Annotated in this window: 21 protein-coding genes; 10 read left to right on the forward strand and 11 right to left on the reverse strand. The window is 33.4% G+C overall.

The genetic code is table 11. The features are described 5' to 3' along the window. Nucleotides 1-13 precede the first annotated feature (13 nt). On the forward strand, nucleotides 14-2,596 hold the full coding sequence (locus NEF87_RS07090) for an FtsX-like permease family protein (protein WP_457919224.1): 2,583 nt from the start codon (nucleotides 14-16) through the stop codon (nucleotides 2,594-2,596). Nucleotides 2,597-2,682: 86 nt separating this feature from the next. Here NEF87_RS07090 and NEF87_RS07095 read toward each other — a convergent pair whose 3' ends face one another. The 3 genes from NEF87_RS07095 to NEF87_RS07105 all read right to left on the reverse strand — a co-directional run bounded on the left by NEF87_RS07095 (nucleotide 2,683) and on the right by NEF87_RS07105 (nucleotide 6,822). Beyond that, nucleotides 2,683-3,882 (reverse strand): hypothetical protein, encoded by a 1,200-nt coding sequence (locus tag NEF87_RS07095; protein ID WP_457919225.1) that lies wholly within the window; start codon nucleotides 3,880-3,882, stop codon nucleotides 2,683-2,685. Nucleotides 3,883-3,919: 37 nt separating this feature from the next. After that, nucleotides 3,920-4,996, reverse strand: coding sequence for a hypothetical protein (locus NEF87_RS07100; RefSeq protein WP_457919226.1), 1,077 nt, complete (start codon nucleotides 4,994-4,996; stop codon nucleotides 3,920-3,922). Nucleotides 4,997-5,070: 74 nt separating this feature from the next. Next, nucleotides 5,071-6,822, reverse strand: coding sequence for a hypothetical protein (locus NEF87_RS07105; protein ID WP_457919227.1), 1,752 nt, complete (start codon nucleotides 6,820-6,822; stop codon nucleotides 5,071-5,073). Between the two features lie 706 nt (nucleotides 6,823-7,528). Between NEF87_RS07105 and NEF87_RS07110 the strand changes: the two genes are divergently transcribed. Genes NEF87_RS07110 through NEF87_RS07120 form a run of 3 tightly spaced genes read left to right on the forward strand, consistent with a single transcriptional unit; the run spans nucleotide 7,529 to nucleotide 9,375 of the window. Next, nucleotides 7,529-8,491, forward strand: coding sequence for a TIM barrel protein (locus tag NEF87_RS07110; RefSeq protein WP_457919228.1), 963 nt, complete (start codon nucleotides 7,529-7,531; stop codon nucleotides 8,489-8,491). Nucleotides 8,492-8,546: 55 nt separating this feature from the next. Further along, nucleotides 8,547-9,116 (forward strand): hypothetical protein, encoded by a 570-nt coding sequence (locus NEF87_RS07115; protein WP_457919229.1) that lies wholly within the window; start codon nucleotides 8,547-8,549, stop codon nucleotides 9,114-9,116. 40 nt (nucleotides 9,117-9,156) lie between these two features. Further along, complete coding sequence (locus tag NEF87_RS07120) at nucleotides 9,157-9,375, forward strand: hypothetical protein (protein ID WP_457919230.1); 219 nt, start codon at nucleotides 9,157-9,159, stop codon at nucleotides 9,373-9,375. Nucleotides 9,376-9,403: 28 nt separating this feature from the next. Here the strand turns inward: NEF87_RS07120 and NEF87_RS07125 are convergent, their stop codons facing one another. From NEF87_RS07125 to guaB, 5 genes are all read right to left on the reverse strand, one after another. Further along, a complete protein-coding gene (locus NEF87_RS07125; protein ID WP_457919231.1) occupies nucleotides 9,404-10,366 on the reverse strand; it encodes a hypothetical protein in 963 nt (320 codons plus the stop codon). Between the two features lie 165 nt (nucleotides 10,367-10,531). Beyond that, entirely contained in the window at nucleotides 10,532-11,128 is a 597-nt protein-coding gene (locus NEF87_RS07130) for a 5-formyltetrahydrofolate cyclo-ligase (RefSeq protein ID WP_457919232.1), read from the reverse strand. Between the two features lie 89 nt (nucleotides 11,129-11,217). Next, the gene (locus NEF87_RS07135) at nucleotides 11,218-11,502 is read right to left on the reverse strand and encodes a hypothetical protein (protein WP_371805758.1); all 285 of its coding nucleotides are present in this window, start codon (nucleotides 11,500-11,502) and stop codon (nucleotides 11,218-11,220) included. Between the two features lie 487 nt (nucleotides 11,503-11,989). Then, nucleotides 11,990-13,627, reverse strand: a complete 1,638-nt coding sequence (gene purH, locus NEF87_RS07140; RefSeq protein WP_457919233.1) for a bifunctional phosphoribosylaminoimidazolecarboxamide formyltransferase/IMP cyclohydrolase — start codon at nucleotides 13,625-13,627, stop codon at nucleotides 11,990-11,992. A 93-nt stretch (nucleotides 13,628-13,720) separates the two neighbouring features. Beyond that, on the reverse strand, nucleotides 13,721-15,250 hold the full coding sequence (guaB, locus tag NEF87_RS07145; protein WP_371805760.1) for an IMP dehydrogenase: 1,530 nt from the start codon (nucleotides 15,248-15,250) through the stop codon (nucleotides 13,721-13,723). Nucleotides 15,251-15,411: 161 nt separating this feature from the next. Between guaB and NEF87_RS07150 the strand changes: the two genes are divergently transcribed. The 3 genes from NEF87_RS07150 (at nucleotide 15,412) to NEF87_RS07160 (ending at nucleotide 17,173) form a co-directional block, all read left to right on the forward strand. Further along, a complete protein-coding gene (locus tag NEF87_RS07150; protein WP_371805761.1) occupies nucleotides 15,412-15,942 on the forward strand; it encodes a Rab family GTPase in 531 nt (176 codons plus the stop codon). Between the two features lie 127 nt (nucleotides 15,943-16,069). Continuing rightward, nucleotides 16,070-16,618 carry an HD domain-containing protein gene (locus tag NEF87_RS07155; RefSeq protein ID WP_457919234.1) on the forward strand — a complete coding sequence of 183 codons (549 nt, stop codon included), beginning with the start codon at nucleotides 16,070-16,072 and terminating at the stop codon, nucleotides 16,616-16,618. Nucleotides 16,619-16,654: 36 nt separating this feature from the next. After that, entirely contained in the window at nucleotides 16,655-17,173 is a 519-nt protein-coding gene (locus tag NEF87_RS07160; protein WP_457919235.1) for an SAM-dependent methyltransferase, read from the forward strand. Nucleotides 17,174-17,186: 13 nt separating this feature from the next. Here NEF87_RS07160 and NEF87_RS07165 read toward each other — a convergent pair whose 3' ends face one another. Together NEF87_RS07165 and NEF87_RS07170 are read right to left on the reverse strand one after the other, a co-directional pair. Next, on the reverse strand, nucleotides 17,187-17,702 hold the full coding sequence (locus NEF87_RS07165) for a LeuD/DmdB family oxidoreductase small subunit (protein ID WP_457919236.1): 516 nt from the start codon (nucleotides 17,700-17,702) through the stop codon (nucleotides 17,187-17,189). Continuing rightward, nucleotides 17,699-18,982: a 3-isopropylmalate dehydratase large subunit gene (locus NEF87_RS07170; protein WP_457919237.1), complete on the reverse strand. Its 1,284-nt coding sequence runs from the start codon at nucleotides 18,980-18,982 to the stop codon at nucleotides 17,699-17,701. The genes NEF87_RS07165 and NEF87_RS07170 overlap by 4 nt, the downstream gene beginning before the upstream one ends. Nucleotides 18,983-19,125: 143 nt before the next feature. Between NEF87_RS07170 and NEF87_RS07175 the strand changes: the two genes are divergently transcribed. Genes NEF87_RS07175 through NEF87_RS07185 form a run of 3 tightly spaced genes read left to right on the forward strand, consistent with a single transcriptional unit; the run spans nucleotide 19,126 to nucleotide 21,811 of the window. Then, nucleotides 19,126-19,773, forward strand: a complete 648-nt coding sequence (locus NEF87_RS07175) for an adenylate kinase family protein (RefSeq protein ID WP_457919238.1) — start codon at nucleotides 19,126-19,128, stop codon at nucleotides 19,771-19,773. Between the two features lie 51 nt (nucleotides 19,774-19,824). Further along, entirely contained in the window at nucleotides 19,825-20,886 is a 1,062-nt protein-coding gene (locus tag NEF87_RS07180; RefSeq protein ID WP_457919239.1) for an NAD-dependent epimerase/dehydratase family protein, read from the forward strand. Between the two features lie 46 nt (nucleotides 20,887-20,932). Further along, entirely contained in the window at nucleotides 20,933-21,811 is an 879-nt protein-coding gene (locus tag NEF87_RS07185) for a tRNA-dihydrouridine synthase family protein (RefSeq protein WP_457919240.1), read from the forward strand. A 39-nt stretch (nucleotides 21,812-21,850) separates the two neighbouring features. On the opposite strand, the gene NEF87_RS07190 is transcribed toward NEF87_RS07185, so the two are convergent. Continuing rightward, a complete protein-coding gene (locus NEF87_RS07190; protein WP_371805769.1) occupies nucleotides 21,851-22,921 on the reverse strand; it encodes a branched-chain amino acid aminotransferase in 1,071 nt (356 codons plus the stop codon). Nucleotides 22,922-22,945 lie beyond the last annotated feature (24 nt).

Here is a 22,945-nt window from a genome sequence, read left to right on the forward strand (position 1 = left end):
TTTACGATATTGTATGAAAAAAAAAAATTATTCAAAAATTAAGCAATATTATATAAAATTAAGTGAAATCATTTTGGTTAAATATTGGCTATTTTATTGGAACGAATCGATTAGTTCAATAAAGAAAAATTGGATCCTTCTATTATGTATGGCATTATCTATATCCATGTTTAGTGGATTATCCTATTTCAATGAATCAAATCAAAGCAATAATTTTCTGAATTCATTGATCTATGTTAACGACATTGAAATTGTTCATGATCAATCTTTTAACCCAGATAATGGATGGACAACGCGCGTCAATTTTGTTGAATATTTCTCAGAAACCGATACACAAGTATTCAAAGCCTACAATGAATCTTCATTGGAACTAACAAACATCATGAAGTATGGAATGATGAGGATGGATGAAGGGAATATCGTGTCCCCTCAATGGAATATCATTGATCCGAGCGAATATTCAGACGGTTTTAAATATCGAAAGGACGTAAATGCAACAGAAATAAATATAGGTTTATTTGATGCTAATTTTTATAATTCTGAACGATTTGACCAATATTTTAAAATCCTTGACGGAAATGTACCAACCACCAATGATGAAATATTAGTAGATTATTCATTTGCACACACATACTCTGTCAAAATAGGTGAAACAATAAATATAACAACACTTATTGGAAGGACCATGAATATGTACCCTCTAATTTACAATATGCATGAAGTTCTGATTGCAAATCAAACAATTTCCGGAATATATTTGCCCACCCAATATGAATATGATTTAGATTTGAATCACTTTCGTTATTCGTATAATTATCAAGATTGGGTTGAAAATCGTACTTATAGCCAACCCCTAGATTTTATTGAGAGTCCCATGATTTTTACATATAATGATTTTTCCGTGAATCAATCAAATCACGTAATTAAAAAACTGTTTGATTATATTCGGGATTACCACTTGACCACCAATTTTATTCGATCATTCCGTACTTTTTCCGGATATGCCATAACTCTTGATAGAAGTATGCTTGAATATCAAAAAATTCGGACTTGGCGTACTTATATTTCTGCAAAATCCTATGATATGTATATTGATTTGCCTTTTCAAGTTGGGTATATTGATCGGATTTCCAATAATTTAAAAGAACTATCATTAGAATACTCACAAAATCGATTTTTCTTACAGTTTTTAAATTATCCAATTATTCTTTTTGCAATCCTTATAAATCAAAATTTAATTGAAAAAAATGAATTTGAATTTAATCAGAATTTGCTCCATTTAAGAAGCAAAGGTATGCCAATTAAAAAAATAATGATCCAAAAAGGCTTTCAAACCATAATGAATGGTCTAATTGCATCTATAATTGGCCTAACTGCAGGATTACTAACATTTTTTGGATATAATCAATTTTTGGGGAATTTGTATTCGATTTCTGGGGATGTTGCGAAAATACCATTGATATCAACAACTACCATCCTTGAAAGCGTGATCTTAGGCTTATTAATGTCAATATTCTCATACTATGCAATAATTCGAAAAATCAAGAAATCAAATTATTCCGAACTAGCGGAAATAATAGGAGAAAATCAATGGAACAATTCTCCAAAGACAACAAATTCCTTAACAAAATCATTCAAACCAATTTCAGTGTTTACTATTATTCAACTTTTTATTGGTATCATTCCTATATTTCTATTCATTTTGATATATATTCACAGTGTCGCACAATTACCTGATAGTCTAGTAGATGTTGCAATCACTTTAACCGAAAATACCGCTTTTCTACTAATCTATTCATTTGTTGGTTTAGGATTACTTGTTTCTGCATTTGTTCAAATATTTGCGATACAAAATACAAGAATTTATCAAATTCTATCCCAAAAAGTAGCTCATCTCTTCGTTAAAGATTTAAACCCAATTGTTGCGGAAAATCTTGTTTTAAATCGAAAATGGGGAAAAATTATTTCCTATCTATCAATTTTCATAGCTTTCTTAACGAGTTTAAATTTAAGTTTTTATTCGCATCTTAATTTTGAGAATTTGTTATTGACTTATTCACCAGAGAATGAAATTGCATATTCTTTCTTGGGAGCAAATTTAATTTTTTTGAAAGGTACCTTCTCAAAGGAATTTGCAAGTAGTGGTTTTTTTAAAATGATGTATATTGATTTTATCACAATAGGTCTATTTTTAGCAATAGAACTTGTTTTAACCATCATCACCATTGCTCAAGAAAATAAAAGAGAGAGCCAAAATTTGATTGGACGCGGAATTCCAAAAACTAAAATTTTAAAAATGCTACTAACACAGATATTCATCGTTTTTTTGATTGCAATAATGGTCGGAATTCTTTTTGGTTTCCTATTTGGTCTGGGATTAAATAAAATCACAATTTATCTCCTAATGCTTGAAAATCAGATAAACATTTCAGAGATTCCAATACCGATATTTTATGAATTTTGGACAATTGCTGGCATTATTTTCATTATTTTCATGTTGGTTTGCATATTATTAACAATTCATTTTGCTCATCAAAAACATGGGGAAAATAACAACCACCCATATCAAATTTCTCCTATTCTAAAGCATCAATAATTTGGATTAAATTTTTTTTTCCTGTCCCTTAATTGTAGTTTATTTGATAAAAAGCAAGAAAAGAAAAAAGAAGGGATCCAAGGTTTTTAATTATTTTTAAATAAAGCAACCAAAGTTATAATGGCACCTTCAAGAACCAAGATAATCCCAGATAAGAAGTGGAAACATGCCATTACCCCAAAAACTAGCTTCAAAATCCCCAGCCATAATGGGATATCTTGCATTCTCCGGTTCTTAGCAATTGATCGAAGAATAACGAGATCAATAGAAAGTGCACCCAAAGCGATAAAGAAATAAATAAGTCCAATTTCATCCAGTGAAATGAAATAAGGATTAGTAAAGCCGAGGATTATAAATCCCAAGAGCGAAGCAAAAATATTCGTTAAGGAAAGAATAACATCCCCAAAACTTCGCTTATATTTCCAAGAAAATACCGCACTATCAGTAATTGCAATAAACATTACAATAAATCCTTTGAATGCCAGATATATTCCCACACCTTTGCCAAAAATGGACCCTAAAATTCCGATTATAATAAAATCAATTCCATAATTTTGAAGATCGCGAGATTCAATTTTTTTCCTTACCCATACGACGTCATACAAGAAAATTATAATTCCTACACCGACCGGTATCAAAGCTCTAAGCAGATCGGATTGATAAGTTGATGAATCACCCGATTGGAGATCAGGAATTGTAGACATAAGAATAATAATGCCATAAATTAAAAGATGAATCATGGTAAGCGTTGAAGTAATGAGATTCATTCGACGGAAATACGAATATTTTTGCGACAGTGGCGGAGCATCCATATCATTATGAAATATTGACATTCGAGGTCGACGATATTCATTTCGATAATTTGAATCAGATCTTGAATTATATGGAGATTTTCGGGGAGAAGAAGCGGTCGTTGCTCGAGGTGAAGAATTTTGATTTGAAGATTTTTTATTTGGTGATGCTTCACTGTGTCCGGATGGAGAAGATAATTTAGAATCTTGAATTTTCTTCTTTATTCCCGAACCAATACGTTTCGTCCCTTTCCATATTTTTTTTGTACCTTCACCAAGTTTTTTAGACCCTTTTTTTAGATTTAGTCCAAGGTCAGAGAAAACTTGTTCTTTATTGGAATTATTCGAAGAAGAAATATGGATTGTTTGCATTTGGAATTTTTTACCACATTTCTCGCAATAAACAGATTTACCATTCATTAAATTGGTATATTGTTCCGATGTTAGTTGATTTCCGCAGTCTGTGCAAAATAATGGTTGTGTAGGTTGGCTCATAATATTAAACTCGAGAAGTTTTTAAAAAAATGATTGATTAAAAATATAAATGAAATGGCGGAACCTTATACAAGGAATTGTATTCTTTTAGGAGATCTACATTAACGCTCAGAGATTTTCCATCCTTGAAAATTAAATTTAAAGAAATTAAATTCTTAATATGATACTGAATTGCTCCATGATACACTCCTAACCTGCGGGCAATTTCAGATAAACCAATACTTTCCTGCATTAGTAATATCATAATTTGCACCACCAAAGGGTTTGAAAATAACACAACAAACTCATCAAATGTTTCTGGAACATCGATTAGAAAATAGTTTTGAGTGCGACCAATTTTTTTAGTACGAATTAATCCAAAAGCGTCTAAGACCATTACATGTTTAATAAAAGGATTTCTGGTGATCCCAAGTTCTTCAGTGATTGCTGGATCACGAGCATGAGTACCAGGATGTTCATGAATAAATTTGATTACATTTTTTAAAATGGGTGAATTTAATATTTCGTATCGAGTCCTTCTTTGTTCGGTGACCAACCAATATTCATTTTTTAAATTTTGAATCGCAGCGAATATTTCTTCTCGAGTAAAACCTTTAGTATAAGTCAACTTTGCAACACATTTGGAATGTAGCTGCTCTACCAAAGGACTCATCATCTCAATTCGATCAGCAGTCAATTCTGCAGAATACTTTTTTTTCTTCAAAATGGTTTTGGCAATTTCAAGAATGCTTTTTTCTAATTCAGAGAGTTTTTCATACTGAGAAGCAAGTTTAGCCAAAGGATCTTTTTTGGCTTTTTTTAATTGAGCGATAGTCTTTTGGACATCTCTGCTTAGATTTGGAGATGATTTTTGTTCAGATTGGACTTTAGAAATAGAGTTTGTTTGTTTTTCCTCTGAATTGGTAGAAATGGATGCATTTACGGAATTGATTTGAGTTTCTTCTAAATTTTTATGGGAAGGGAGAGATTCTGCAGTAGAAGGAAAAGGGGATAAAGGTGTTTCTTCAATATGCACCTTTTCTAAAACAATTTCTTGAACCGAATCAGATTCAGATAATTGTGATTCAATTTCAGAACTTTTCTTCTTTTGTTTTGGTCTAACTTTCTCTGCCATCAGTAATTTCCCAGTATTTTTTTTTGTTATTTTTATTATTATTTTCTATTCCTTAAATAATTTAGACTCCGGTTTCACTTTACTGTCTGCTCAAGGAAAGAAACAAATTCTTCTTGCTTTTCAAATGGGAGATATTCTAATTGCTCCACTAAGAACCGACGTTGTTGAGGTTCAATTGGAAGCACATGTATACGTTTGATATATTGTTCAAACACGACTTCTGGATCTTGATTAATATTCTGGAGTTCATCCATATATCTCAATTGATGTTCTTTTTCGAGATAAATCAGAGCTTTGGAAATTAAATCCCGTTCTTCATCGGTTACTGATAATTTAACAAATTTTTCGCGAACTGTAGGATCTAAAACGGAATAAATTTCTTTTGCAATATCACCAGGCAAAAAAATAGACTTATCTGAAAGTTTAGTCTCTCTCAAAGGAAGAACTGGAAGAACTACATTGTTTTCAATAGGATTCTTTGAGGATTGTGCATTTTTATTCTCCAAATTTTGATAGGAAGTGTCGAATAATGGTCGACCTGTAGCGGGATCAAACCTAGCTTTTAAGTGACCATTTTGTCCACGTTCACCATACGAATAATCATTTTTCTTGGTGGCCACGATCTTTGGGCGAATTTGACTGATTTCCAATGTGGATGGAAGTGGATGGATCAATTCTTGTTCTTTTTTTTGATAAACTAGCATTAATATTGCAAAAATAAGAACAGGAACACCAATGCAACCATTAGTTGATGTGAATACACCAAGAATTAACATTGTAATTATTTCTTTATTTGGAATATCTTCAACGGGTGTTTTGACAAGGAGAGGATTAATTTTGGATTTTAGAATACTCAAAGAAATGGAACTAAATACCAAGATCCAGACAAGATTAAATACAGATGCACCCGATCTAGATCCTTTAACAAATTCATTGATGCTAAAGAGGATTCCAGAAAAGAAAAACATAAATATCAAGTTTTGAAAAACTGAAATGAATGATAAAATCACTTCCCGAAACCACAAAACTCCTGAAAGATCGCCACTTCCCTTAACGGCAATATGATTTGGACTTTTTATTTTTAGTTCTTGGATGAAATTCACTAAATATAAAATACCCCGAGTTAAAAGGAAAATTCCTGCGCCAAAGGCATGTAAACTGAAAACACCCATTATTATAAGTGAAATTCCCGCATGAGGTACATTTTGGGCTCTAATACTGGGACTTGCAATTTTTAAATCATATGAAACCACGATCGCTAAAATCACTACCGCTCCCGAAAAATACAAGGGTGTAACACCGCGATCGACTAAATTGAAAATTGCCATAGCAAAAATAATTGCATAATAAACGGGAGCCAATTGAGTCAATAATTCAATAGCTGTGGTTATACCATTTTTATTTGGTACCCTGTTTTGCGAATGTTCAGGAAATGTTGATGATGATGTTGTTAATGGAATTTCGGGTTTAGAGACATCGAATGTATGTGATGAATTCCCAGATTCTTTTTTTTTTTGTTTCCGAGCTTTATATTGTTTCCACTCAGTTTGAAAAGAATTTTTAATATTATTCCACTCTTTCTTCCACTCTATCCACTGAATTTCTTTTTTATTTAAATTTGGAGTATTTTCATCTTGTTCAGGTGATTTTTCCAAAGGCTTTACATCACCATCTTGAGAAATACCAGTAAACGCAAACCCACACATCTCACAATATACTGTTTGACCATCAAGCAAGTAAGAAATTAACTCGCCATTAAGTCGGGTATTGCACTCCGGACATTTAATATCCGGGTTTTTTTTAGAATCGTGGAATTGATGTGACATATTTTTTTCACAAAATTGTTTGGTCTAATATCAGATAGAATTTACAGACTTAATTATTATTTCGAGGCCGATTTCTATCAAAAGTTTCATGTGAAGAGCGTTGTTTTTTTTTATTCTATTTAAAATTTGAATATATTGGATTATATTTTTTTGGGTTTTTTGATATTTATTATTGATTTTTAAAAGCTCATTTTTTAATCCAAAAATTTACTTTGTCATAATAACTATGAATAATCAATTTTTTTGGAACCATTACTAATATTTGTAAAAAATTTCAGAGAATTACAGTTTTCGGTAATATAAAAGATTTCTATTTAAAGTTGTTGTTGGATTTTTTCTAAGTTTCCATTTATTCTAACAAAAGATAGGAATGATAAAAATCAAACCTATTTGAATCAGCAAAGAGAAATATTTTGTAAAAAATTTTAGAAGGATGAATCAAATATGGTAGTTGAATTACTCAAGATAGTCGATTTTTCGGAATTTGGAGATCGAATAGAAAAATATTAAGCTTGAAACGCAACGAAAAATCGGAACTATAAATTAATTCACAGGAAATGTCTTATAGACGAAAAAAAAATCTGATTCTACCCGATGGACAGATGGTTTTACCCCCCAAAAAATCATTTGTCCATCATCCTCTTTCTATTACCAAATTAACGACTCATTAACAATCTTTATGAAGAAACCCTTTTTCATTTTCAATATGAACTTTGAAAACCATTCCCTCAGAATTGGACCCACTGGCGCAAAAAAAGAACTATTCTTTATGCCGGGAAGAGGAGGAAAATTGAGAAAAGGAAAACGGGAAGAACTACCAGAATATTTTGCAAAATTAGGGTTAAATGCCTACGAATTTCCAGCAGGAAGAATGTCGCATCTCAATGATGGTCCAGCTTATCAAAAGTTACGCGAAAACTCTACAATTTATGATGTAGCGATTTCTCTTCATGCACCGTACTATATCTCTTTAACTAGTGATAATGAAGAAACTTTCAAAGCTTCAATTGAACGGATTGCTCATGCTTACGCTTGGGCAACTTATCTTAATGCTCATAGAATAGTCTTACACCCTGGAACTTTTGGAGATTTGGCAAGGAAATTGAGCCCAAATCAATTAATTAAAGGAGAATTTCACCCCCAATCTCAAAAAAAAATTCATAAAATAATCCAAGGAATATCCGCAGGGATAGAGCGATCTGGAGATTTATATCCAAACCTAAAAGAAAAGTTTAGAAAAATTTGTATCTGTCCAGAAACAATGGGCAAACATGGACAAATCGGTCCTACTCCGATGATTATTCAAATATGCAAAGACATCGGTGTGGATAAAGTTCGACCTTGTATTGATTTTGGACACTTATACGCCCGAAATGTAGGTAAACTACAAGGTCGTAAATTATATGAGACAGTATTCCAGAAAATTGAAGAAGAACTTGGTTCTCATGTATTACAACATCTCCATATCCATTATTCAAAAATTGAATACACCCAAAAAGGGGAAAAAAAACATGTTGGAAATACTGATTCTTTATGGGGTCCAGAAATTAAACCGTTGCTTGAAATCATTCAAGAACAATCACTTACACCTACGATAATCAATGAAAGTCCAGAATTAGAACCGGATGCAGTTCAAATTATGAAGGAATGGAAAAATCTGAGAAAATGATATTATAGCTTCAAATTTTTTTTTAACAAGGCTTCATTAATCTCCATGAAAAATAATGCCTTTTTGCAATGCTTGCGCGGTTTTTGAACCAAAATTGGATGAAAATGGTTTTTGTAATGAATGCTCTATGAAATATGTACAAGGTGAGATTTCCGAGCAAACTATTAAAAATCAAATACGAATAATTGAAAATCAATTAGATCTCAATTCCCTAACTTATACAAAAAATTTAGATTATGTTCCATTGCTTTCCACATCTCAGATCTCTTCATCAACTTCATTACTTAACACTCTTATTAATGAAGAGGAAACCATACGAGATAATGAAAATAATATTCAAGGTGCAAGAGACATGCAAAATCACGACTTTCGTCGTTCTTCCATTGCTCTAACCACTTCAATATTAGGATTCATTCTTCTCTTCATTCCAAGCACTCAAATTATTGGATTTGTCTTACTTACTTCTGGAATGATCATGGCTATCGGTGCTCGTCGGTTAGAAGGGAGAAATTGGCGTCAATTAGCAGCGACAGGAATTTCTTTCATATTTTGGATCTTAATTATTATTACTATCATTATGTTAATGAACGATCCTACACTGCTCGATCAACTTGCTACGATGTAAAGATCGCAATCTTTTTTACACACAAAAGAAAATGTAATTCATGGATTCTCAAAATTTATCGAAAGAAGAACAATTCATCCTTCAAGCGATTCAAGAACATGGGCAAAGTGGAAAATCGATGGGATACAAAGAATTACAAAACATTTGTGCGGATGAATTTGAAGGAGTACGTTTGATTTTAAAAAAAATGAAAGCAAAAAAAATAGTTGATTTCGAAGGGATGATTCCTGGTTTTGCAGCAATAATTACTCTTCTTTAAGTCAATTAATTAAAGAAAAAATTAATTCTTATTCTCTTATCAAATAGTCATCTATATTATCTGAAAGATTCAAGACTTCCCGAACAATATTGGGAAATTCAGATTTTTTTTCTTCAGGTTTATCAATAAAAATTTTCGCAATTGAACGATAATAATCATATAATTTTGTGTTCCCTATATTTTTTAGTTTTGTAGAAAAGGAATACAAATTGGTATAGGCTGTTTGATAATTGAGTTCAAACAGAGATTTTCCATGGCCAGTTTCGACAGTTTTTGATAATGAAGCTTTTGCTTTTGACAAGAAATAAGCCATTTTTTCTTTTGTAGATTTTAATTCAGCCATCAATTTTCTGCGTTTTTCTTGAAGTTCCTTAATTTTTTCTTTGTTTTTTAATTTATGAAGCACAACTTCCATCGAATTTACAATTTCAAGTTTTTTAAAGATATTAGTAGATTGCTTTAGTCTTTCATCTAAAAAGGTAAGTTCATTATTGTATTGAGTTTTTTGATCATCCTTTAATTCAGGAAGATTTTTCATAATCTCGTTTAAGAACTCATTTTTATTATCTATGATAGACTTATTTCCCGAGAGATTTTTGAAATTTGACATAATCTGAAGAATTTCGAGATCTAAAACACTAAATCGAGAACGATCACCATCCCAATCCTTAAATAATTCTTTCCGGTGTTTTAATATGTTAAGCACTTTTGTTCCAAATTTTTTTAAAGATTTTTCATCGGCTTTATCCGCTAAAATGACGAGTTCTGCATTTACATCTTTAATTTTAAAAATCTTTACTACAAAATTTCCCATATCAATTCCGGCCAGACTTTTTTTATCTTGATCTTGGGTACCTTGCAAAATCATTTCACGTAGAAAACTTTGTATGGCAGAAAAGAAGGAAGAAAACAATTCAGACTTGAGATCTATATCCCTGTCAAATGATTTCTCCCAAAGTAATAATCCCGATTTAATTTGATAAATAAACATCCTATACAACATTTATAAATACCTTTCTTATATTTGCTCTTCTCTTGTTTTGTATTATTTAAAAATATGTTGAGCGAATATTTAATTGTTGCTACAGAATTGTGTAATATAACTCAGATTAATGTACATCAAATTATTTCTATATGATAAACGAACTAACCAAATTTAACTTGGAATTGCCCGAATTATTTCACTAGGAGTGATGATAATATCAACAGGGACATCTTTAGAGTGAACAGCCAAGGGAAAGTCCATTACAGTAAATTCGAAGGCAAACGCGATTTTAATCCCTTGAAATTTTTGTAGCAAAGAATCATAATATCCTGCTCCATATCCGTACCTTCTTCCCGATCGATCAAATACAGACCCTGGAACAAAAATTAAATCAATATTTGTTAGAGGAACACGATGTTCAATTCGAATTTTGGGTTCCATAATACCATAAGCCCCTTTTTCAATATCATCAGTTAAATTTTGAATGAAATAAAGATCTAATGCAATTTTTTCTGAATCGCAACGAGGCAAAAATAGTCTTTTATTTTTCATGGAAATAATTTCTGCCAACAAGGAAGATGTATCAAATTCACCAGAAGAACTCTTTCCATAATAACCCAAAATTGATGAAGCGTTCTGAAATTCAGGTAAGTCAAGTAAATAAAACTTGATGGTACTAAAAGCGAGATTTCGATCTAAAAGAGAAGTTTGATTTCTTTTCTGAAGAATGGCTTTTCGTAATAACTGAGGTTCCCTTGGCAATTCCATATGTCAATTATCTATCAACCATTATTTTTTAAAACTTTGAAAAAATGATTAGGAAGCAAAAAAAATCTCATGAAAAAATGTCGACTAGTTTAGCCGATTAATTCTTCAATTTCTTCCATTTTTTGAAGAACTTCTTTGCCCTTGTCGGTTAAATATATTACTTTTTCGTTGTTGTCATTTAATTTAAATTTGATTAGCTGAGATTCGAGTAAATTCTTCTTCACACGAAGGTATGCATTGTAGTAACTCTCAGATTCTTCAAATTTTTCAAAGAACTTGCTTTGGACGGCTTCTTGTTTATCGAAGGCACCCAATACCTTTAATGTTTCGCTAAATCCACGTTTCTTCATCATCTGGTAGAATTTGTTGCTCATATTTTTCATTCCATTTTGTTTTGGGAGGTTGAACCCTCCTGCATTAAATGAGTGTTTTCAAGTTATAAGTGAAAAGACTATAATATTATTAAAGATAGTTTGAAGTTTTAATATTATGACAATTTTGGTTTTTTTATGGATTGCTTCAAAATAGTTTGACAAAAATGGTTTAAATAGATATGATTTAGTTGGATTTTGTCGAGGAGAAAACCAAAATAATAGATGATAACGAGAAAATTCCATATAAGTTAATAAAATCCGAAGTTTTAATAGACGATATGACCAACTGGAATAACAATATTCCTTTTGATCTAAAAAAGAACTGGGAAAAAAGTTGAATATTATATTCAAAAACATCTATTTATATCTAACTAATGAAAATTTTGGTCATTTGACAAAGGATTTTCTATGAGTCATTCTGTTTTTCTATGAAATTAGTTAAAATTTTTCATTACTGGATTGAAAGAGAAAGAGAAAAAAAGAAAATTTAGTGTCGAAAGACGCGTTTTCCACAAAAGGCGAGTGATATTTTTAATTCATTCGCTTTTTCAATGACTAAATTATCTCGCATAGAACCACCGGGGTTCAAAATTGCTTTACAGCCAACTTCAGCAGCAGCAACCAAACCATCAGGGAATGGAAAGAAACTATCGGTTCCCATGACACTATCTTTTAAATCATGACCAAATTCTTCAGCTTTTGAAATCGCAAGTTTAACTACATGAACTCTGCTTTGTTGACCCGCCCCAATGCCCAAAGTATAGACACCTGTATCATATTCACGAGCAAATACAGCCGAATTTGATTTCGCCCATTTACAAGCCCGATATGCAAATATTAATGCTTCTTTCTCACGATCTGTGACATTCCTTTCGGTTTTCGTTTCCCATTGTTTAATTATTGGCAGCCAATCGTAATCTTGGACTAGTACTCCTCCAACAACACTGCGAATTTCTGGAAGATCATAACATTCTTCTCGTTTCTTGAGTAAATCGTCAAATTGAACAACCCGTAAGTTATCCTTAGTTTTCAAAATTTCCAAAGCATCTGCATCAAAACTTGGAGCGAGTAACACCTCCACAAACACTTTTTTCTCCAAAATAACGTATTCGGCAACTTCCTTAGTTAATCGTTGATTAAATCCCCAAATACCCCCAAAAGCTGAAAGTGGATCACAAGAAAACGCACGTTTAGTCGCTTCAAGTTGGGATTGATAGTCCACAGCCAACCCATTAGGTGTTGTGTGTTTAAATATTGAACACACATAGTGTTTTGAATGATCTTGATCAAAATCCAAGAGTACTTGAATACAAGAGTCGATATCTAACCAATTATTGAATGAAATAGCTTTTCCATGGAGTTGAGTTAAATTTTGTAAACCTGCAGTAGCGGTCGTATCGCGATAATAATATCCTTTTTGTTCCCAGTTTTCGCCGTAACGACATTTTTGGACTTTTTGATAGAGTTTGACTAGCAATTCTGGGAATTGTGTTTCGTCAACGCTTGGATCCATAGAATTATATTTTTCAGAATAGGTTCGACCAAGATAATTAGCGATAGTCGCATCATACAATGCCATGGTTGCGAAAACTTGTTGAGCTAATTCCATACGAGTTTTATCCGACACAGCCCCTTTATTTGCATGCATTTCTTGCAAAACTATATCGTATTTTGAGGGATCACTGATCACAGTTACAGATGGAAAAGATTTAGCAGCGGCTCGAATTTGGGTAGGTCCACCAATGTCGATCATCTCAATTGCTTCTTCCAAACTGGTTTCTGCTTTGGCAATTACTTCATTAAAAGGATACAAATTACACACGACTAAATCAATTGGCTGAACATTGAATTTTTCCGCATCCGATACATCCTTCGGATTATCACGCCTCATTAATAACCCTCCATGAATCCGTGGATGTAACGTTTTTACCCGTCCATCAAACATCTCAGGTGATCCAGTATAATCAGAAACTTTTGTATAAGGTATGCCCGCTTCTTCAAGTTTTCGAGCAGTTCCCCCAGTCGATAAGAGTTCGATGTGAAAATCTTCTACTAATTGACGTGCAAAATCAACAAGTCCAGTTTTATCAAACACACTAACTAATGCACGATTAATTGGTTGCATGAGTAATTAAATACAAAAAATAAGAAAAATTTTATGGAAGTATACCAAAAAATGGGAAAAAATGAAAGGAATTTGCAATTTAAGATTATATTTTTAGCGAATCAAATCATGAGGTCGTGCTTCAACAGCCCCTGCGGGTGTAACACGCCCAATTTCAATTTTATAGGCATCAGCAATACTTTTTGCCCCACCATAAATTAGTCCATTCTTTAATCCATCTTCTAATTGATCAAGGACTCCTTTCAAAGGACCAACAAAGGGAATATAACCACTAACGCCTTCGGCCAATTTTTTGGATTCTTTAATATAGCGATCATCAGCATAAGATCCAACGGCACGAGCTTCTGCACTTCCCATTCCTCGATAGACTTTTACCTTTCTACCTTGTATATTATCAAGCACCCCAGGTGATTCTGTGCAACCAGCAAAGAAATGCCCAGACATAACCATATCAGCTCCAACAGCGAATGCTTTAGTTAAATCACCAGGATATTTGAATCCACCATCAGCTACGAGTCCAATTTTTGGATTATAATCTTTGATCGCATCAGCAACTTCTGCTGCAGCAAAGAAAGTTGGAGCTCCAACACCCGTTTGAATTGCTGTAGTGCAAATTGACCCGGAACCCATTCCAACTTTTAACCCAATAAGTTTATCTTCAGGATATCCATAAGTCAGGATTGCTTCAGCGGCTTTATAAGTCCCAATATTACCAAGGACAAAAGTGGAATCAAGTTCTTTCATCATTTCCATTGCACCTTCCAGATCTGCTTTTTTATAAAACTCTGCAACATCAGTCATCATAATATCAACAAGATGGGCCGCTTCTTTCAAATATGCTAAATCTTGACTATTTTTGGGTAGGAATGGACTGCAACCAAGAGCACAAACGAGCCTACCTTTAGAATCTTTAGATGTGTAGGGATAATAAGGTTTTAAATCTTTTTTTGTGATTAATCCAGCGAGAATTCCATTAGAATCAACCAAAGGAATCTTTTCTTTACGAATTTCATATAATTTGGCAAGTCCTTCTTCCCGAGTAATATGTGGGTGTAAACAGATAGGATTTTTAGTCATGATAGAATCAACCGTTCCTTCAATATCATCATTGAATGGAATATCTCTTTGAGTAATTATACCCAAAACTTTTCGATCCCCATCCACAACGGGAAATCCACTAATACCTTTTTGTTTCATCAATAATTGTACTTCACCAATTGTAGTCTTAGGAGAAACGGTCGCAACATCTTCAATTATAAAATTACGCGCACGTTTTACTCGTTTGACCATCTCCAACTGCTTTTTATAACTGCAATTTCGATGAATTACTCCTAAACCACCATAAAGAGCCATTGCAATAGCCATTTCAGATTCAGTCACAGTATCCATTGCTGCAGTGCAAATTGGACTATTAAAATGAAAAGGGCCTAAATTAGTAGAAATATCGCATTCCGCGGGTGAAAAACCAGTATATCCAGGTTTACAGAGAACATCGTCAAAAGTCAATATCATATTCTGTTCAGTGATAAAGGCTTTTTTTCGAAAATCAATATTTTTTTTAGTAGTCTCCATAGTAGTACAGATATAGGATCTCTCATAAATCTTGCGGTTTGATTGTTTCATGCCTATCTTATCTTGACCATTACTCGATATTTAGATGATCAATTAGCTAAATATTTGATCCTAAATTGAACTCAACAAAACATTAATTACTTAAACAACATAACAAATTAATATATCACAACAAGTTACGATCTTACATTCGAAAAATCAAAAGGGATTTTATGAGTAAATTTCTATTCAAATTAATTATTGCGGGATCTGGGGGTTCGGGAAAGACCACACTACTCCAACGGTATACCACCGGATTATTTAGTGGAGGTACCAAGATGACCATTGGCGTGGATTTCAGCGTCACAAGTTGCAAGACGTCAAAGGGAGAATCTGTAACCCTTCAAATTTGGGATTTCGGAGGCGAAGAACGCTTCAGAACGATGTTGCCAAGTTTTTGTTTAGGAGCTTCAGGTTGTTTAATGATGTTTGATCCATTAAGACCGGCCACATTCCACGAATTAGAGGAATGGATCAAAATTGTACGAGACAACACAACAAATGTACCGATCATCCTCTTATCAAGTAAACAAGATTTGATTGATGAAGGACACACGTTTGCGATTCCAAAAATGGATGTGGATGATTTTGTTGCAAAATATAAATTGAAAGGATATTTACCTGTGTCTTCAAAAAATGGAGTAAATGTTGTTGAATCATTTACCTCAATCGCTGAAATGATGATTGAGAAAAATATAAAATAATTATTGGATTTACAAAAATAATTTTTTTTCCATTCTTACTTCTTTTAAACCATAAACATAGCAACCTTAAATTTTCTGAATCTTAATATAATATAGATATCAAGCAACTGATCAAGGGAAAAAATCTATGGATAATATCACAAATGATTCAGAAAAATTGCCATCACGAGAAGAAGCAATTCGCATCATGAATCATTTTGGATTGTCTCATAATATTATTAACCACGAATTGGCCGTAATGAGAAAAGCCCGAGATATAGCGCATAACATAACAAAAATAAGTGTAGATATAGAATTGGTTAAAATTGGAGCCATAATGCATGACATTGGACGTTGTAAAACGCATGGAATGCAGCACGGGCCCGTGGGAGGCGACATCATTCGAAGTTTGGGACTTTCCGAAAAACTTGCTCGAATAGCAGAACGTCATTCCATGGCTGGAATTACACCTCAAGAAGCGGAAATGTTTGATCTACCGGATCGATGTTTGATGCCGGAATCGATTGAGGAAAAAATTGTGTGCTTAGCGGATAAATATCATACCGGGACAATTAAAGTAACAATTGAGCAAAGATTTCAGCGTTGGATTGATAAATTCGGAGAAAATGAATTCCTTCTCACACAAATAAAACGAGCGAAAGAATTAGAAGAAGAAATTTTAGCATTAATTTTTTAATGATGAGTTGGTTAACTTGTTTGATGATCACTTAATATGAGCGAATATTTTCAAAATTCATATTGGAAAAGAACGGCTCAACAAGAGTTACCTTATTTACCGACGCCAATGGATGCAATCACTTTCACTTTTGATTATTTAGATGATCTAAAAATATTAAACCCCAATATCAGGTTAATTGATTTGGGAGCCGGAGATGGAAGAATTATTTTATATGCTGCGGAAAAATATCGCTTGCATGCTCTTGGTTTGGAAGTAAACATAGAGTTAATAGAAAGCACAAATGAGAAGATAATTCAAAAGAAATTAGATTCTTTATGTGAAATGAGAGAAGGAGATTTCTATGATTTCAATCTATCCAGCTACGATATCATTTTTTGTTTCCTCTTGCCTACTAATCACGTTTATTTCAAACACGTATTAAAAACAATCAAATCAGGGGCTCATATTATAACCAGTAAATGGTCTCTGGACACTTACAAAAAAGAATTCAAAAAAAGTTACATCTTGCACCCATTGAAAGATTATACAATGTTTGTATATGAAAAAGGTTAGTTAAATCAGATTTTCAACGATTTTTACCATTATTTTGCAACTTTCCAAAAGCACCACCTTGATCAAGCATTTCACGCAAAAATTCGGGGAAAGCACTAAAATTCCATGATTTTTCTTGAGTGATATTAGTGATTTTCCCATCATTAAGATCGATTTCTAAAATATCACCATGGTTTCCAAGTTCATGAGAATTTGCAATGGAAATGGGAGGAAGACCTAAATTGATGGAGTTGCGATAAAAAATTCGAGCAAACGATTCTGCGATAAGGCAGCTAATTCCAAGTTCTTTCAAGACAAAGACAGCTTCTTCTCTACTAGAACCACATCCAAAATTTCTCCCAGCAACAATAATATCTCCAGATTGTACATCTTTAACAAAATCGGGAAAAATAAGTTCTAATGTTGCCGATAATAGTTTTTGAGAATCTTGTTCAGTTAACACCCGACTTGGAACAATTAAATCTGTATCAATAGAATCTCCCAATTTCCAGATCTTACCAGAAAAAATTAATTTATTTGACTGTTTCATTTTTTATTCCCCCATATTTTTGTATCGGGAACAGTAATATATCCATGAAGTGCAGATGCAGCAACAACAGCGGGAGAAGCTAAATACGATTGTGAATCGGGATGTCCCATTCTCCCTTTGAAATTCCGGTTGGAAGTGCTTACGCATACTTCATTAGGACCTAGTACACCCATATGCCCTCCAATACAAGGTCCACAAGAGGGATATTCAACAACACCCCCTGCTCGAATAAAAATTTCGATTAACCCTTCTTGCAACGCATCTAAATATATTTGGCGAGAAGCAGGAATAATTATGAACTTTACTGAAGATTTCACGGTTTTTCCTTTCACAATCTGAGCTGCAATGCGTAAGTCTTCCAACCTTCCATTTGTACAAGAACCGATAAAGGCTTCATCAATCTCAATTTGCCCCAATTCTTCCACAGGAATCACATTGTCAGGAGAATAGGGTTTGGCAACTAAGGGAGGAATATCCACCAAGTTTATTGAAATATTATCACAATAATTAGAATCTTCTTCAGGATTGATAACTCTAGAATTGGGAGAAGTGTAAGAAGGATGAGTGTGAGCCATCAGCCATTGTTGTAGCAAAGCATCAGATTCGAAAATTCCACATTTAGCACCCATTTCAACCACCATATTTGAAATAGACATGCGCCCTGCGATAGAAATATTCTTTAAACCAGAACCACCAAATTCAAAACCCCTATAAATTGCACCATCTGTTCGATATTTGCCTAAAAGAGATAAGGCTACATCCTTTCCCATAGATTTTGGCCCCAAAGAACCTTCAAAAGAAATTCGAATCGTTTCAGGCACTTTAAACCAGAGATGGCCAGTAGAAAAGATAACTGAAACATCTGTAGCACCTATTCCCGTTGAAAGGCAATTGAAGGCACCATAAGTGGTAGTATGAGAATCTGATCCCACAATAAGATTTCCAGGTTGAGCAAAACCTAACTCGGGGAGTACTTGATGACAGATACCTAAGTTTTGACCCATATTCCATTTAAATTTATATTTTTGGGCAAATTCATTGGCGACTTGATGCATTTTTGCAGCTCTTACATCGGGAGGAGGTACCCAATGATCTAAAATGTAGAATACTTTCGCAGGATCCCAGATTTTTGATTGATTTAACTTCATATATTCCGGAGCAATTCTTCCCCCTAATTGCTCATGCACCATAACTAAATCAATATCACATTCGATAAATTCTCCGGATTCCACTCGTGTTTTCCCCGCATGTTGTGCAAAAATCTGGTCACTTATTGACAATTTTCATTTTTCTCCAATTTTTCTCTTAATGTTAATTACATCAAACAAATTTAAGAAATTTTTTTTAACAAATCAAGAATATATGAAACTTACCATTAAAAATTTTAATTTATTGGAAGAAAATTTTTAGGAATGAGATTAAAATGCCAAACTTCGTATTATTCGGTGCACCTGGTGCAGGAAAAGGAACTTTAGCCGGAAAAATAAAAAAATTTAGCCCCATTGCTCATATTAGCACAGGGGACTTGTTTCGATACAATATTAAAGAAGGAACTCCAATAGGTAAAGAAGCGAAAAGCTACATTGATGCAGGAAAATTAGTCCCAGATAGTGTAGTTATTGGAATGGTTAAAGACCGAATCGCTTTAGATGATGTGAAAGAACACGGATTCATGTTAGATGGATTTCCACGCACATTAGATCAAGCTAAAGCCCTAAATGAAATTGCTAAATTGGATGTTGTTGTTGTTTTAGACATTGCCAAGGAAGATTTAAAAAAACGAATTTTGGGTCGCTGGAGTTGTCCAAAATGTGGTGAAATCTATAATATTTACAATGACGAGTTAAAACCTAAGGTAGAAGGTAAATGTGACAAATGTGAAGATACTAATCTAACGCACCGTTCTGACGACAATGAAGAAACCTTTGAAAAACGGTGGAACACATATCTTTCCCAATCTGAAGAAGTAATAAATTACTACGATAAGACGGAAGGATTAGTAGGAAGAGTTGATGGTACCCGTACAATGTCATATACAGAAGATGAATTACGTAAAATATTGAAATTGTAGGGATTTTACCATTCTTTTTTATTTTTTCTTGACCTTTTGAAGGAACAACTTATGGGAAAAGTTTTTATCACTGGAGCAACCGGACAAGTTGGAAGTCATTTAGTAGAGTACTTGTTGGAGAATAAAGCAATGGGCATTGAAAAACCTGAAGATATCCTGTGTTTAGTTAGGACCCCTCAGAAAGCACTGCATTTAAAATCCTTACGAGTTACAATCATTCAAGGAGATCTAAATGATAAATCTAAAATAATGAAGGAATTTCAAGATCCCACAATTTCTACCATATTTCATGTAGCTGCTAATGTATATGTTTATGCATCCTATGAAGAGATGTATGAAGCAAATGTTCTCGGAACACGTACCCTTCTGAATTGCTTTATAAAATCTGAAATTCCAACATTTATACACACAAGCTCTATTATAGTATATAATGCTTCTGCTGCTTCAAGCATTCCAGAAAAAAAGAATTATTTTGAGTTTATTGAAACTTCTCCAATAGGGACATTAAATCCAGATACAGAGGTTCCATACGCTATCTCAAAAAGAATTGCAGAACTGGAAGTTAAGAAATTTGCAAGGAAATATCCTCACAAAAAATTCATAATAACCCGACTGGGACCTATAGTCGGCAGAGGGGATCGCCAAATAGTCCCTTCTCTAGTCAAAGCAAATTCTATAAAAGTTCCAAAATTAATTAATCATGGTCAAGGAAAACTTTCATTAACAGCGCCAGATGATGTTGCTCGAGCCCAAATATTTCTCGCAAATTTAGAGCATAAGAACAACCCAGAAATATTCAATATTGCGAATACGCATTTATCATTTAATACATTGTTTTCAATAGTTGCAAAATTCTATGGTAAAAACCCTCCATCAGTTTCAATACCTCTTTGGATTTTTAAACCCATAAAACCATTATTGCGATTACTTCAAAAATGTTTCCCAAAAAATGAATTGATGAGAACTTTCTTTTCAGCTTCAGCCTTAGAATATTTAGAAAAAACATACCACTATAATTCGGATAAATTACTCGAACTAGGGTTTAAATTTCAAAAACCAATAGATCAAGCGATTTTAGAAGCGATTCAGGAAATTGAGCAAGAAAAAAAATAAAATAAATATAGAGAATTTTATAATCAAGAGAAGGAGAAAACAAAGGATGGAGTATCATTTAGCACCATTAAAAAATATAACTTGCTGGGCTTTTAGGGCAACATGCAAAGGAGCAACAGATAGTTATACTGAAATGGTGAACATCCATCAATTACTAAATTTAAATTCTGTTAAGTGGGATCTTATTGACACTTATCATATTCCAAACCAGAAACAATGGGTCCAGGTTTTAGCCCACACTTACTCCGATTTTGAGAAACTTCCATCAAAATTACACGATTTTTCATCTCAAAATCCTGACCGAAATCATATTTTTGGAATAAATATTAATGCTGGATGTCCAGATCAGAATATCATTGGAGCAGGAGAAGGAGCAGCATTACTTCACAACCCAAATAAAATAAAGGCTATGATAAAAACATTTCTTGGCAAACCAGAATCTCATCCTTATGCCATTAGTGTCAAAATGCGATTGGGTCTTTCTGTTGAAGATTTAACAAGTAATATATTTGTAGAAATATTAGAAAATATAAAATCTCTGGATGATCCCAGAATCAAACCCACTGTAATTCATTTCAAACATGCAACTCAAAAATCAATAGAATTACCACGATGGGATTTGCTCGAAGTCGCATTGGATACACAAAATCCTATAATTATCAACGGAAATATCAGTTCAAAGATGGATATTCATACAATCAAGCAAATTTTACCCCATCGATATCAAAAGGAGTGGAAAACAAAGATCAAAGGGATTATGATAGGAAGAGGAGCAATTAAGAATCCAGATTGTTTTCTCCAATTTTTATCAAAAGGGCAACACATCTCCCAAAAAGAATGGAAATTACGTTTAAAAGATAATTTATCTAAACATTTACCCGCTAAGAAGTTTTCAACAACCCTTTCAAGTCATTATAAAATCTGAAAAAAAAAACCATATCCTAGAAAGAGATACGTTTACTCTTCATTTTGTAACTTGTTCAATCCAACCGAAAATGTCTTCTTTTTCACCATATTGGATTCCAGTTAATTCCGAATATAGGCGTGTGGCAACTGGACCCACTTCAAAATTATTGATTGTATAAGTGATATTTTTGTAGGTTATAGATCCAACAGGTGCAATAATCGCAGCAGTTCCCATACCGAAGGCTTCTGTAAGTGAACCAGACTTAATCCCTTCAATGACTTCATCAATAGTAATTTTTCGCTCGGCAGCAGGTAAATCAAAATGTTTACAGATCTCTAAAATACTCTTTCGTGTGATTCCAGCAAGAATAGACCCTTCCAAAGGAGGAGTTATCACTTCCCCGTTCATTACAAACGCCATATTCATTGCACCCACTTCTTCAATGTATTTACGCTCTTTTCCATCTAACCATAAAGTTTGGGAAAACCCTTTTTGAATTGCTTCATCCGTGGATTTTAATGAAGCAGCGTAATTTCCAGCCGTTTTTGCTTCACCAGTTCCTCCAACCGATGCTCGAACGTATTTATCTTCTACTAAAATTTTCACGGGTTTAAAACCCTCTTTAAAATATGGGCCAGATGGACTAAGGATAATAAATAATATATATTTCCGAGCCTTGTGAAGGCCTAAAAAGGGTTCATTTGCCACCATACATGGACGGATATATAAAGAAGTCCCTAAAGATGCAGGAACCCACGCTTCTTCTAAAATAAGAAGTTCTTTTAAGGAGGCAAGTAAGTAATCTACATCTATTTCCGGCATGCACATACGAACAGCGCTTCGATTTAAGCGTTTAAAATTTTCCTTAGGTCGGAATAATCGCAACCCCATCTTTGTACGATAACATTTGAGCCCTTCCCAGACAATTTGTCCGTAATGAAGGCAGGCAGATGCAGGTTCCAAACCTAATATCCCGTATGGTTTAATTTCAGCTGGACCCCACCCACCTTTTGCTTCATCATATTCCATATAAAGCATATGGTTTGTAAAAGTGTTCCCAAATCCAAGTTTTGTCTCATCGGTTGGGGGAGAACGCAGTAAATTTGCTTTTGTAATTTTTAAATTCATCTAATCAAATCCTAAGATATAAAA

Source organism: Candidatus Lokiarchaeum ossiferum, assembly GCA_025839675.1.
Taxonomy (GTDB): domain Archaea; phylum Asgardarchaeota; class Lokiarchaeia; order Sigyniarchaeales; family Promethearchaeaceae; genus Lokiarchaeum; species Lokiarchaeum ossiferum.

What these genes read in the sequence shown, in the direction of transcription:
- NEF87_RS07095 (WP_457919225.1), bottom strand. Translation starts at nt 3,882, where the DNA reads ATGAGCCAACCTACACAACCATTATTTTGCACAGACTGCGGAAATCAA.
- guaB (WP_371805760.1), bottom strand. Translation starts at nt 15,250, where the DNA reads ATGAAACAATCAAACCGCAAGATTTATGAGAGATCCTATATCTGTACT.
- NEF87_RS07125 (WP_457919231.1), bottom strand. Translation starts at nt 10,366, where the DNA reads ATGTTTATTTATCAAATTAAATCGGGATTATTACTTTGGGAGAAATCA.
- NEF87_RS07110 (WP_457919228.1), top strand. Translation starts at nt 7,529, where the DNA reads ATGAACTTTGAAAACCATTCCCTCAGAATTGGACCCACTGGCGCAAAA.
- NEF87_RS07150 (WP_371805761.1), top strand. Translation starts at nt 15,412, where the DNA reads ATGAGTAAATTTCTATTCAAATTAATTATTGCGGGATCTGGGGGTTCG.
- NEF87_RS07100 (WP_457919226.1), bottom strand. Translation starts at nt 4,996, where the DNA reads ATGGCAGAGAAAGTTAGACCAAAACAAAAGAAGAAAAGTTCTGAAATT.
- NEF87_RS07135 (WP_371805758.1), bottom strand. Translation starts at nt 11,502, where the DNA reads ATGAGCAACAAATTCTACCAGATGATGAAGAAACGTGGATTTAGCGAA.
- NEF87_RS07175 (WP_457919238.1), top strand. Translation starts at nt 19,126, where the DNA reads ATGCCAAACTTCGTATTATTCGGTGCACCTGGTGCAGGAAAAGGAACT.
- NEF87_RS07090 (WP_457919224.1), top strand. Translation starts at nt 14, where the DNA reads ATGAAAAAAAAAAATTATTCAAAAATTAAGCAATATTATATAAAATTA.
- NEF87_RS07185 (WP_457919240.1), top strand. Translation starts at nt 20,933, where the DNA reads ATGGAGTATCATTTAGCACCATTAAAAAATATAACTTGCTGGGCTTTT.
- NEF87_RS07115 (WP_457919229.1), top strand. Translation starts at nt 8,547, where the DNA reads ATGCCTTTTTGCAATGCTTGCGCGGTTTTTGAACCAAAATTGGATGAA.
- NEF87_RS07165 (WP_457919236.1), bottom strand. Translation starts at nt 17,702, where the DNA reads ATGAAACAGTCAAATAAATTAATTTTTTCTGGTAAGATCTGGAAATTG.
- NEF87_RS07105 (WP_457919227.1), bottom strand. Translation starts at nt 6,822, where the DNA reads ATGTCACATCAATTCCACGATTCTAAAAAAAACCCGGATATTAAATGT.
- NEF87_RS07180 (WP_457919239.1), top strand. Translation starts at nt 19,825, where the DNA reads ATGGGAAAAGTTTTTATCACTGGAGCAACCGGACAAGTTGGAAGTCAT.
- NEF87_RS07130 (WP_457919232.1), bottom strand. Translation starts at nt 11,128, where the DNA reads ATGGAATTGCCAAGGGAACCTCAGTTATTACGAAAAGCCATTCTTCAG.
- NEF87_RS07120 (WP_457919230.1), top strand. Translation starts at nt 9,157, where the DNA reads ATGGATTCTCAAAATTTATCGAAAGAAGAACAATTCATCCTTCAAGCG.
- purH (WP_457919233.1), bottom strand. Translation starts at nt 13,627, where the DNA reads ATGCAACCAATTAATCGTGCATTAGTTAGTGTGTTTGATAAAACTGGA.
- NEF87_RS07160 (WP_457919235.1), top strand. Translation starts at nt 16,655, where the DNA reads ATGAGCGAATATTTTCAAAATTCATATTGGAAAAGAACGGCTCAACAA.
- NEF87_RS07155 (WP_457919234.1), top strand. Translation starts at nt 16,070, where the DNA reads ATGGATAATATCACAAATGATTCAGAAAAATTGCCATCACGAGAAGAA.
- NEF87_RS07190 (WP_371805769.1), bottom strand. Translation starts at nt 22,921, where the DNA reads ATGAATTTAAAAATTACAAAAGCAAATTTACTGCGTTCTCCCCCAACC.